Origin of the sequence: Mesorhizobium sp. CA12 (assembly GCF_020165255.1) — a bacterium.
In the GTDB taxonomy this organism is placed as follows: Bacteria; Pseudomonadota; Alphaproteobacteria; order Rhizobiales; family Rhizobiaceae; genus Mesorhizobium.
Window position 1 is genome coordinate 338363 of sequence record NZ_JAIUHT010000002.1, and the last position, 11877, is coordinate 350239.

Below are 11877 nucleotides of genomic sequence, written 5' to 3' on the forward strand. Positions count from 1 at the left end.
CGCTCTAATTGCCGATATGGCGCTTGCCGCCGCGCGCTTGCGCCAGCTCGACCTGGCGGTGGCGTTCGGCATAGCGCTCGCGATCCTCGTCGGACCGCGCTTCAAAGCAACGCGGGCATGAGACGCCGATTGCGTATTTCGGCGACAGCCGGTCCTCGACCGTCAGCGGATGCCGGCAAGCCCGGCAGAGCTCCGCCTCCCCCTCGACCAGACCATGCGAGACGGAGACCCGCTCGTCGAACACGAAACATTCGCCTTGCCAGAGGCTCTCTTCGGCCGGCACGTCCTCCAGATATTTCAGGATGCCGCCCTTGAGATGGAAAACGTTTTTGAGGCCGAGCGACTTCACATAGGCCGTCGCCTTCTCGCAGCGAATGCCGCCGGTGCAGAACATCGCCACCTTGCGACCTTCGAGCTCTCCACGATGCTGCTCGACCCAGGCGGGGAACTCGCGGAAGCTGGTGGTCTTGGGATCGACCGCACCCTGGAAAGTGCCGAGCGAGACCTCGTAGGCGTTGCGGGTATCGATGACGAGCGTGTCGGTGTCCGAGATCAGCGCGTTCCAGTCGGCCGGCGCGACATAGGTTCCGGCGCTCGCCGCCGGATCGATATCCTCGACGCCCATGGTGACGATCTCGCGCTTCAGCCGCACCTTCATGCGGTGGAACGGCATTTCGGCGGCGGCGCTGTATTTGACTTCGAGACCGGCAAGGCCTTCGATGGCCTGCAGATGGTCCACAAGCGCGGCAATCGCTTCCTCGCTGCCGGCGACGGTGCCGTTGATGCCTTCACGCGCCAGAAGCAGCGTGCCCTTGATGCCGCGGCCGCAGCAGAAGGCGGCAAGCGGCGCGCGAAGGGCCTCGTATCCGTCGAGCCGCGCGAATTTGTAGAGCGCGGCGACGCGGACTGGCTGAATATCCATGGCTGTTGTCATGGTCATGCCATAGAGCAATTCCAGGAAAAGTGCGACGCGGTTTTCCGTCCGGAATTGCGTGAAACAAAAAGATAGAGCGGTTTGCCGTTTCGATGAAACGGCAATCCGCTCTAGACCGTGCTGAAAGCCGTTTCAAGGCGACCGATATTCAGCTGGCCACGCGGCATCACGACACGCCGGGTTTCGTGGACTTGGCATATCCCTTCTGCTAATCGGTTTAAAACGATCGAGATGGAGACCAGCACATGACCAGCAAGACCGAAAAGCTCCTGTCGCTCCTCAATGGTCAGCCGGTCATCCCGGTGCTCAAGATCGCCAACGTGGCAGATGCCGTGCCGCTCGCCCGCGCGCTTTCGCGCGGCGGTTTGCGGGCCATCGAGATCACCTTGCGCACCGCCGATGCGCTGGAAGCGATCCGCCGCGTCGCCGCCGAGGTCGAGGACGCGGTCGTCGGCGCCGGCACCATTCTCGATGCCAAGCAGTTCGACGAGGCAGCCGCCGCCGGCTCGAAGTTCATCGTCAGTCCGGGCATCACCAGCCAGCTTCTCGACGCGGCCAAGGACAGCTCCGTGCCGCTGCTGCCCGGCGCCATCACGCCCGGCGAGATCATGGCCGCGCGCGAAGCCGGCCTGCGCTTCCTGAAATTCTTCCCGGCCGAGCAGTCCGGCGGCATCGCTTCGCTGAAGGCTTTCGCCTCGCCGCTCGCCGACGTGAAATTCTGCCCGACCGGCGGCATCACGGCCAAGAATGCCGCCGACTATCTGAGCCTGCCCAACGTCATCTGCGTCGGCGGTTCCTGGGTCGCGCCCGACGATCTCATCAAGGCCGGCAAGTGGGACGAGATCGAGGCGCTGGCGCGTGAGGCGAGCAAGCTCAAGAAGTAATCGGTCCGCCCCATAAAGCAAAAGCCGCGCTGGCGGGCCAACGCGGCTTTTCAGCGGCCACGCTGGCTCGCCTATTTCGTTTGGAAGCGCGCGATTGAGAGGAACTTCACCGCGTTGCCCGTGAACCGGCTTGCGTCCGGCACCCCGCCATCCGCCTGGAAGCCGGCCGTATACACTTCGCTCGGCGGCGTATGCACGATGTTATAGGCATAGCGCGGCGCTGTCGTCGGGTCGGATACCGTGGCAATGTTGACGCCGCTGCCCAACGCCCAGCGCGCGGCTTGCGGCGGCGTCGCCACCACCATGGCCTTGGGCCCGGGCTTCAGATCGTGGGCTGACGCCCTGGCTTCCTTGGCCGTCGTCTTCACGCCGGCGCCAATCGCCTGCGCCGGATCGCTCCCGGCCGGGAGCGCGGCAATGGCCTGGCGCGGCGAGGCCGCATCGACGCCCGACGGATCGTTGAATGCGGAGCGCGGCTCCGGCTCGGTCAGCGACGCAAGCTGATATTCGGCGCCGCCGACGCCATCGGCCTCGACGGTGGCATTGGCCTGTTCGAGAACGGCTTTGACCTCGTCCTGCTTGCCGGGCTGCGGCCGTGCGGTCGGCAGCACGGAGAACGCGTCGGTCGCGCTCTTGTCCTGCGAAGCCGTTTCGGCCAGCGCCAGAAGCACGCTCTTGTCCTTCGGCGCCAGATCGGCCGGCGTCGCTGAGCGGTCGGGACGCCAGGTCGGCAGCGGGATGTTGTTGACCGCCAGCTGGGCCGGATCGGTGCTCGCGGTCTCGGCGGCGCTGGCCGTGGCGAACGGAACCTTGTCCGGCACCGGCGCCTGCGCAGTCGAAACCGCCTGCTCCGTCGTCGCCGAGGCATCCGCCATGGCGAACGGCACGTTCTGCGGCGTCTGCTGGCCGACATCGACCTTCGGACGCGGCGCGAAGTCGGGCAGCGGGATTTCCTTGGGCGGCAGGGCGGCGATGATCGTCTCCGGCGTATCCTGCTGCGGCTGCTGCTGCTCGTCGGCGCTGTCATCCGCGATCTGCGGGATGCTGGCGCGCTTGGCATCCTTCGGCGAAACAATCGCGATGCCCGGAAGATTGCTGTCGCGTGCCGTGGCGGCGCTCGCGACCTGAACCTGCTTCACGGCCTTCCGCTGGGGCGTCGGGGCACTTTCGTCGGCGGCGTCGTCGGCCTCGTCGGCACCGCCGCCGAACAGGGCCGCGAGCAGGCCGCCGGAGCGCTTGGTCGAGCCGCCGGCGTTGGCCAGTTCGATGTTCGGGGTGCCGGCCCCCTTGCGGGCCTGATACGCTGCGACTGCTTGCTCATAGCCGGGCAGCGGGCGTCCGTCGCTCGGCACATGCAGCGTCTTGCCGTTGGGGAACAGGCTGACCAGTTCCTGGCGGCTGATGCCCGGCCAATGGCGCACGTTGCCGACATCCATATGCACGAAGGGCGACCCGGAAGTCGGGTAATAGCCGACGCCGCCGCCCTGCATCTTGAGGCCGATGTTGCGCAGTTTCTTCAACGGCACGCCGGGGATGTAGAAATCCATCGCCTTGCCCAGCATGTGCTGGCTCTTCTCGGCGACGCCGCGGCTGCGCGAGCGCAACAGCGCGTTGGTCGACGGCGAGCGATAGCCGCAGACGACCTGGATATAGTCGGTCGCGCCGCTTTCGCGATAGGCTTCCCAGACGAGGTCGAGCAGCCGTGGGTCCATCTTGGTCGGCTCGTTGCGGCGCCAGTCGCGCAGGATGATGTTGATCTTGCGCAGGCCTTCGGGATCGTAGCGACCATTGCGCTTGTAGACGATCTCGGCCTTCTCGTGGGTGTGCAGGTGATAGAGCTTGAGCGTACGAACCTCGGCCCGGGCGCCCGACGTCGCCGCGGACAGAAAACCGACGGCCAAAATCACGAACGCCAGCCACCTCGGCCAGACGCTCATGTGAAAATGCCGCCCGTTGTTGTGTCGTTCGACTTTGTTCAAATCAAATGGCCTTGCAGGCTGCCGTTTGTCCCCGGATTTGACCAAACGGATGCGTCGTTTTCACATCCGAATATCGATCCTAATGGTTAATCATCGTTTATTGAAGCCGAAATGCGGTAACACCGTGGCGATATCCCGTCAAAAATGATGCACAGCATTTCGTGGTAAACCGCTGGTTTATATCAAGAATCTGGCCTCGCCCAGAACACGATCTGTTACCGTTAGCGTTAATGCGTGATCCTCGGCAACGCCAACCGCTGAAAACCAAGCGTTTTCAGGTCAAAAGCGACAATTTGATTCGGATTTTAGGCAGGCAAGCTGGTTCGAGGCTTGCCTCTCATGAGGCAAGCCGGTCGACGCGACCAGCTTCGGGATCAATGCCATATTCCTTCAACTTGCGGTAGAGTGTCGAGCGGCCGATGCCCAATCGCCGGGCGACTTCGCTCATCTGGCCGTTGTAATGGTCGATCGCAAGCTTGATCATCTCGAGCTCGACGTCGGCCAGCGCCCGCACATTGCCGCGCTCATCGAGCGCACGGAGCGTTCCGAAACGCGGCTGCGGCCTGGCTGACGCTTCGCCGTCGGACAAGCCGGCTCCCATTGCATCTGCGACAGTCTCATCCCCTTGGCGAGTCGTGTCCGCAACCGTATCGGTGATGGCGGATGCCGGTTCCGCTCCGAGATTCACGGTTCCTTCCACCTGCGCCCGGATCTGCGGGAATTCCTCCTCGGTCAGCACGTCGCCCTCGGCAAGCACCGACGCCCGGAAGACCGCATTCTCCAGCTGGCGGATGTTGCCCGGCCAGTCATAGGCCTGGAGCATCGCAAGCGCCGTGGCCGATATGCCGGCAAGGCGGCGGCGCGGATCGGTCGGAGCGACCTTCTCCATGAAATGCCGGACCAGGTAGGGAATGTCGTCGCGGCGGTCGCGCAGCGGCGGCACGAAGATCGGGTAGACGTTCAGCCGGTAGAACAGATCCTCGCGGAACCTGCCGTCCTTGACCTGCTGCAGAAGGTTGCGGTGCGTGGCCGAGATCAGCCTTATATCGACCTTGACGGTCGAGCGGCCGCCGACCGGATCGACCTCGCCTTCCTGCACGGCGCGCAAAAGCTTGACCTGGACGTCGAGCGGCAGGTCGCCGATCTCGTCGAGGAACAGCGTACCGGAATTCGCCTCGACGAATTTGCCGATGTGCTTATCGGTGGCGCCGGTGAAGGAACCCTTCTCGTGGCCGAACAGGATCGATTCGACCAGATTGTCGGGGATAGCGCCGCAATTGACGGTGACGAAGGGCTTCGAGCGACGATCGCCGCTGCCCTGGATGGCGCGCGCCACCAGCTCCTTGCCGACGCCGGATTCGCCCTCGATCAGGATCGGGATGTTGGAGGCCGCCGCCTTCTGCCCGAGGCGTATCACGCGGTCCATTGCCGGGCTGCGCGTGATCATGTCCTTGAAGGTGAGGTGGCCGCCGCCGCGCCGCCGCGACGCACGCTTCATCTCGTCCTCGACGGCTTCCACCTTGAGGGCGTTGGAGATCGCGGTCTGCAGCCTGTCGGGCGAGGCCGGCTTGACGACGAAGTCGAAGGCGCCGTGCCGCATCGCCGAGACGACGGTTTCGATGCCGCCCTGGGCGGTCTGCACGATGACGGGGATGTTGATGGCGCGCTCGCGCATCGCCTTCAGCACGCCGATGCCGTCGAGACCGGGCATGACGAGATCGAGAATGACGACCGAGACCTCGCGCGCATTCGGCCCGTCGAGCACGTCGAGGCCGGCGGCGCCGTTATCCGTGACGATCGCGGTGTGGCCGAACTTGGTCAATGCGGCCTCGACCAGCCTGCGCTGCACCGGATCGTCATCGACTATGAGTATGGAACCTGTCATGACTGTTCCGCCCGAGAAAATCCCATGGATCATCTTGGCACAGGGTTCTAAATAAGGTTTCAAAAAACCCGGTGAACGAATTCCTTAGGATTTGACCGGCTTCTCCTTTCCCTTTGATTCTGGCCTTGGTTCAAAGAAGGTATTGTCGATGCGCATGATGTTTGGCCGGCGGCTTGCGGCCCCAGCGTCCGGCCAGGGCGCGGCGGAGCTTGGCGACCTGCCGGAGTGGAATCTCGCCGATCTCTATTCGGGCATGGAAGCGCCCGAGTTGAAGCGCGACATCGCCAAGGCGGCCAGCGACGCCATTGCCTTCGAAGCCCGCTGGAAGGGCACTTTGGCCACCGAAGCCGGGCGCGGCGGCGCCGGCCGGCTTGGCGAGGCGCTGAAAACCTATGAGGCGCTCGAGGAACTGATCGGCCGCATCGTCTCCTATGCCGGGCTCGTCTATGCCGGCAACACCGCCGATCCGCAGCGCGCCAAGCTCTATGGCGACGTCCAGGAAAAAATGACGGACGCCAGCGCCCATCTCTTGTTCTTCGCGCTCGAGCTGAACCTGATCGACGATGCGGCGATCGAGAACGCCTTGGCCGCCGACAAGGACTTCGGCCACTACCGGCCCTGGGTGCTCGACCTCAGGAAGGACAAGCCCTACCAGCTCGAGGATCGCATCGAGCAGTTGTTCCACGAAAAGTCGGTCACTGGGCGGGGCGCCTGGAACCGCCTGTTCGACGAGACGATGACCGACCTGCGCTTCGACGTCGACGGCGAGGAGCTGACGCTTGAGCCGGCGCTGAACCGACTGCAGGATGCCAATGGCGAGGTGCGGCGCCGTGCTTCCGAGGCGCTCGCGGCGACCTTCCGCAAGAACCTGCGCACCTTCACTCTCATCACCAACACCTTAGCCAAGGATAAGGAAATCTCCGATCGCTGGCGCGGATTCCAGGACATCGCCGACTCGCGCCACCTCGCCAACCGCGTCGAGCGCGACGTCGTCGACGCGCTGGCCGCGGCCGTGCGCGAGGCCTATCCGCGGCTGTCGCATCGCTATTACGCGATGAAGGCGCGCTGGCTCGGCATGGAGGTGATGAACCATTGGGACCGCAACGCGCCGCTGCCGGAGACGCCGCAGGCGGTGATCCGCTGGGACGACGCCAGGGACACGGTGCTTTCCGCCTATCAGCGCTTCTCGCCCGACATGGCCGAGATCGCCCGCGGCTTTTTCGATCGCAGATGGATCGACGCGCCGGTGCGGCCGGGCAAGTCGCCCGGCGCCTTCGCCCATCCGACGGTGCCGTCGGCGCATCCTTATGTGCTGCTGAACTACATGGGCAAGCCGCGCGATGTGATGACGCTGGCGCATGAGCTCGGCCATGGCGTGCACCAGGTGCTGGCCGCCGGCCAGGGCGCGCTGATGGCCTCGACGCCGCTGACGCTGGCCGAGACCGCCTCCGTCTTCGGCGAGATGCTGACCTTCCGTTCGCTGCTCGAGCAGACCGCTGACCGCCGCGAGCGCAAGGCCATGCTCGCCCAAAAGGTCGAGGACATGATCAACACCGTCGTGCGCCAGATCGCCTTCTACGAGTTCGAGCGCAAGGTGCATGCCGAGCGCAAGAACGGCGAGCTGACCTCAGACAGGCTCGGCGAATTCTGGCTGGAGGTGCAGGCCGAGAGCCTGGGGCCCGCGATCAAGCTGCGCGAGGGCTACGAGGTCTTCTGGACCTACATCCCGCACTTCATCCACTCGCCTTTCTACGTCTATGCCTATGCCTTCGGCGATTGCTTGGTGAATTCGCTCTACGCCGTCTACCAGAATGCCGAGCGCGGATTTCAGGAGAAGTATTTCGAGATGCTGCGCGCCGGCGGCACGAAGCATCATTCGGAGCTTCTGGCGCCCTTCGGCCTCGACGCCACCGATCCCGCTTTCTGGCAGATCGGCCTTGGCGTGATTGGTTCCCTGATCGACGAGTTGGAAGCGCTCGAGAGGTGAACAGCAACGAAGGACGCATCGGCAGCTATAGTTTAGCCGCAACGCATATTAGCAAGAATCTATTCTTGCCCTAAATAGCTGTTCTTGAATAACTCTCCGGCGCATTTTTCAACTGGCTTTCGACAAGCCATATGATAGCGTCCGGCCTCAAGCTCAGCCGGACGCATCGCGCAGGCCAGAGATGGCTGGTCGCGCCGCTACGGCGAATGCGATGACGGCCGTCGGCTTCGGACAAGGCCAACGCCGATGGCTCGATTGAAGCCGGCGATTGCGCCGATCACGGAACCTTTGACGATCCCTGGCGTGAGCTCGCCTTTCCGGGCCTCGGCCGACAGATCGGACTGGAGAGGGAAATGAGCACTTTTTTCTACATGCTCCTGGCGTTCGTTGTGGGTATCCTGGTCGGCTGGTTCATCTGGGGCCGTCTGCGCGGCGAGCTCGACAGCGTGCGTGGCGATCTCGACCGCACGCGGAGCGAGCGCGACGGGCTGCGCGCCGATAGCGATCGGTTGAAGGGCGAGCTCGACGCCAGCGGCCGTGCCCGCGCCGATCTCGAAAGCCGGTTGCGCGATACGCCTTCCGCCAAGGCCGGCGCCGACAAGGCCGCCACGCCGGCGCCGTCGGCGCTGATGCCGACGACATCGGCGACGGCAAAGGCCGGGCCCGCAAAGCCCGCCGCTGCAAAGAAGCCGGCCGCAACGAAGACTGCAGCGGCACCGAAGCCGGCGGCCAAAGCCGCCGCGCCGAAGAAGGCGGCAGCGCCCGCGGCAAAGAAGGCGGCAGCGCCGCAGGCCGCGTCCGGCAAGGCAGACAATCTGCGCCGCCTCATCGGCATCGGGCCGGTCAATGAAAGGCTGCTCAAAGGCCAAGGCGTCACCACCTACGCCCAGATCGCCGCCTGGACCGCCGCCGACGTCAAACGCATCGAGGAGGTGCTCAATTTCGACGGCCGCATCGCGCGTGAAAAGTGGATCGAGCAGGCAAAATTGCTGGCTTCGGGCAACGAGGCCGAATTCGCCCGCCAGTTCCCGACGGCCGGAACCGCAAATAACACCTGAACATCTAGCCGGCGTCGCAAACGCCGTCCATTGGCCAGAGACACCCGCCACTTCGTCATCCTATGGCGTAGCGAGGAGCGAAGCGACGCAGCGCAGACCATAGGATCCATTCCGTGAAGTCGAGGCGTTGCCACGCTGCAGAATTCTGCTCCGCAGCACCCTACGATTAAGATCACGGAATGGATCCTCGGGTCTACGCGTCCGCTTTCGCGTCCGCTCCGCCCGTGGATGACGAAGTTCGGGCGTTTCCGCCATCCCTGCAGGATCAGCTACCGAAGCTTCCGCGCCAACGGGACGCCTTTACGCCGTTCGACGCCGTTCCCTCGATTGCGCCACGCCGAACCCCCATATAGAGCGGTCGGCTGAATTGTCCGCATCCGAGGCTTATGTCCCTGCCCGCAGCCATTTTCCGCAACGACGCGACCGCTCGTCAGCTGGTCTTCGATCGGCCGGATGAGATCATCGTCGCGCACGAGGCTGAAGAGTTCGGGCCTGCGCTTGAAAGGGCCCAGGCCGCCTCCGACTCCGGCAAATGGCTGGCGGGCTATTTCTCCTACGAAGCAGGTTACCTGCTCGAGCCGAAACTGGTGCCGCTGCTGCCGGAAGGCCGCCGCGCGCCGTTGATTTGCCTCGGCGTATTCGATGCGCCTATCGACCAGGCGGTGCCGAAAAATGCGGCGCCCGCCAGCAACGGCCCGATCTTCGATGCCCGCGCAGCCTGGTCCGCCGACGACTATGCAAGCCGCTTCGCGCGCCTTCACAACCACATCCGCAAGGGCGATTGCTACCAGGGCAACCTCACCTTCCCGGTCCGTGCGCAGTGGTCCGGAGATCCACTTGCGGCCTTCGACGCGCTTACCGAACGCCAGCCGGTGAAATACGGCGCGCTGGTCTCGCTCGGCGATCCGATCGTCCTGTCGCGCTCGCCCGAACTGTTCTTCGAGATCGATGCCGACGGCATGATCGAGACGCATCCGATGAAGGGCACCGCGCCGCGCGGCGCGACCAAGGCCGAAGACGCCCGGCTGAAGGCCTTCCTGCGCAACGACGAGAAGAACCAAGCCGAGAACCGGATGATCGTCGACCTTTTGCGCAACGACATCTCGCTGATCAGCCAAGTCGGCACGCTCGACGTGCCGGAACTGTTCCGCATCGAGACCTATCCGACGGTGCACCAGATGGTCAGCCGCGTGCGGGCAAGGCTTTTGCCTGGTATCGGCATCCGCCAAATCTTCGCCGCGCTCTTCCCTTGCGGCTCGATCACCGGCGCGCCGAAAATCCGTGCCATGGAAATCCTGCATGAGCTGGAAGATGCGCCGCGAGACGTCTATTGCGGCGCCATCGGCTGGATCGCGCCGGGCGGCAGGATGCGTTTTTCGGTGGCGATCCGCACCATCTCGCTCTTTGCCGACGGCGAGGCCGTCTACAATGTCGGCGGCGGCGTCGTCTTCGATTCCACCGCCGAGGAGGAGTATCGGGAGTGCCTGTTGAAAGCCCGCTTCGCGACGGGAACGGTGCCGGCTTCGAGCTGATCGAGACCATGCGCTGGGAGCCAGGCTCGGGCTTCCTGCGCTTCGAGCGCCACCTTGCGAGACTTTATGCGTCCGCCGCCGAACTCGGCTTCGTCTGCGATCCTGAACGGATCGGCGAAGTGCTTTCGAACACCGTTAGCGGACACGGAGTTGCCTTGCGCGTGCGCCTTGCCTTGCAGCGCAATGGCGAAGCGACGGCCGTGGCTCAAGCCTACGAACCGCTGCCAGCGGACAAGGTCTGGCGGCTGCAGCTGGCGCGAATACGGCTCGATTCGGCCAACAAGCTGTTGCGCCACAAGACAAGCCTGCGCCAGGTCTACACGCAGGCGCGCGCCGAATATCTCGCCACCCGCGCCGACGAAGTGCTTTTGGCCAACGAGCGCGGCGAGCTCTGCGAGGGCACGATCACCAATCTCTTCGCCGACTTCGGCGACGGCCCGCTTGCCACGCCGCGGCTCGACTGCGGCCTTTTGCCTGGAATATTGCGCGGCGCGCTTCTGGACGAAGGCCGCGCCGTGGAAGCGATCTACAGCTTCGACGATCTGAAGACAGCGAAGGCGATCTTCGTCGGCAACTCGCTGCGCGGGCTGATCCCGGCGCAGCTTGGCTGACCGCGCCGGAGACATAAACTGGATAGCACCCAAACAGGCATGACCATCCGCCAGCCGACCCACACGCCCTATGACGGGTCCTCGAAACTCTTCACCATCGGGCTGAAGCCGCTCGACTTCGACCGCTGGATCGAGGTCGACGAATTGCTGCTGCCGCATCTGGCCGAGAAGCAACGGCTCTATGCGGAAATCCCGGAAAAGGTCTTTGTCGAAGAAGACGGCACAAGCGAGGCTCAGCGCGAAGTGCTGGACCTGCTCGCCGCGCATCTCGAAGCCGCGCACCCCGGCACGCACCGCCGCAGCGGAGCGGATGTCGAGCCGATTGGTTTCGAGGAGACGATCGACAGGCTGCCTCCTGCCCTGCGCGAGGCGCCGCTGGCCAAGGCTTCGCTGCTCGTCCAGGAAGACCTGATCCTGATGCGCCGCGGCGAGCACGGCTGGCGGCTCGCCGCCGGCTCGCTCTGCTTCCCTTCGTCCTGGTCGCTGCAGGAAAAATTCGGCAAGCCATTGCAGGAGATTCATAAACCGGTGCCTGGATTCGGGCCCGGCACGCGGCCGGCCGAGCTCATCAACCGCATGTTCGACGGCCTGCAGGGCCAGGCGGTCGAGCGCTTCAACTGGTCGATCCAAGCCGACGATGCGCTCTATCATCCGCTCTCCAATGTCGAACGCATCGACCGCGCCACGAACCGCCCGAGCCGCTTCGCCGACGGCGATGTCGACGCCCACGCCTTCATCCGCGTCGAACGCCAGACTCTGCGCAAGCTTCCCCTGTCGCGCGACATCCTCTTCACCATCCGCATCCATCTCGATCCGCTCAAGCTGCTCATTCGCCATCCTGACCGGGCAGCCCTCGCCGTCTCCTTCGCGGAGCAGCTCCTGGCTCTCGACCAGCAACAACTCGACTACAAGGGCCTGACCGCGGACCGCGACCGGCTGGTCGAATTCCTCAGCGGCATGGCCTGCACGCCTTAACCAAGGTGCCAGCCGGGCCTGGCCGGCGGTTG

9 protein-coding genes are annotated in these 11877 nt (G+C 64.5%); 6 read left to right on the forward strand and 3 right to left on the reverse strand.

Features of this window, described 5'->3' with window-relative positions; genetic code table 11:
- Positions 1 to 4: 4 nt before the first annotated feature.
- Positions 5 to 934: a rhodanese-related sulfurtransferase gene (locus tag LB520_RS05780; protein WP_224636876.1), complete on the reverse strand. Its 930-nt coding sequence runs from the start codon at positions 932 to 934 to the stop codon at positions 5 to 7.
- 245 nt (positions 935 to 1179) lie between these two features.
- On the opposite strand from LB520_RS05780, the gene LB520_RS05785 reads away from it, so the two are divergent.
- On the forward strand, positions 1180 to 1818 hold the full coding sequence (locus LB520_RS05785) for a 2-dehydro-3-deoxy-phosphogluconate aldolase (protein ID WP_224636769.1): 639 nt from the start codon (positions 1180 to 1182) through the stop codon (positions 1816 to 1818).
- Positions 1819 to 1889: 71 nt separating this feature from the next.
- On the opposite strand, the gene LB520_RS05790 is transcribed toward LB520_RS05785, so the two are convergent.
- Together LB520_RS05790 and LB520_RS05795 are read right to left on the reverse strand one after the other, a co-directional pair.
- The gene (locus LB520_RS05790; RefSeq protein WP_224636770.1) at positions 1890 to 3755 is read right to left on the reverse strand and encodes a DUF882 domain-containing protein; all 1866 of its coding nucleotides are present in this window, start codon (positions 3753 to 3755) and stop codon (positions 1890 to 1892) included.
- A gap of 379 nt (positions 3756 to 4134) precedes the next feature.
- Complete coding sequence (locus tag LB520_RS05795; RefSeq protein ID WP_224636771.1) at positions 4135 to 5682, reverse strand: sigma-54-dependent transcriptional regulator; 1548 nt, start codon at positions 5680 to 5682, stop codon at positions 4135 to 4137.
- A 148-nt stretch (positions 5683 to 5830) separates the two neighbouring features.
- On the opposite strand from LB520_RS05795, the gene LB520_RS05800 reads away from it, so the two are divergent.
- The 5 genes from LB520_RS05800 to LB520_RS05820 all read left to right on the forward strand — a co-directional run bounded on the left by LB520_RS05800 (position 5831) and on the right by LB520_RS05820 (position 11845).
- Positions 5831 to 7669, forward strand: coding sequence for a M3 family oligoendopeptidase (locus LB520_RS05800; RefSeq protein WP_224636772.1), 1839 nt, complete (start codon positions 5831 to 5833; stop codon positions 7667 to 7669).
- Positions 7670 to 8022: 353 nt separating this feature from the next.
- Complete coding sequence (locus tag LB520_RS05805; RefSeq protein WP_224636773.1) at positions 8023 to 8727, forward strand: proton-conducting membrane transporter; 705 nt, start codon at positions 8023 to 8025, stop codon at positions 8725 to 8727.
- 386 nt (positions 8728 to 9113) lie between these two features.
- Positions 9114 to 10259: an aminodeoxychorismate synthase component I gene (locus LB520_RS05810; RefSeq protein ID WP_224636774.1), complete on the forward strand. Its 1146-nt coding sequence runs from the start codon at positions 9114 to 9116 to the stop codon at positions 10257 to 10259.
- Entirely contained in the window at positions 10208 to 10870 is a 663-nt protein-coding gene (locus LB520_RS05815; protein ID WP_224636775.1) for an aminotransferase class IV family protein, read from the forward strand. The genes LB520_RS05810 and LB520_RS05815 overlap by 52 nt, the downstream gene beginning before the upstream one ends.
- A 39-nt stretch (positions 10871 to 10909) precedes the next feature.
- The gene (locus tag LB520_RS05820; protein WP_224636776.1) at positions 10910 to 11845 is read left to right on the forward strand and encodes a heme-dependent oxidative N-demethylase family protein; all 936 of its coding nucleotides are present in this window, start codon (positions 10910 to 10912) and stop codon (positions 11843 to 11845) included.
- Positions 11846 to 11877 lie beyond the last annotated feature (32 nt).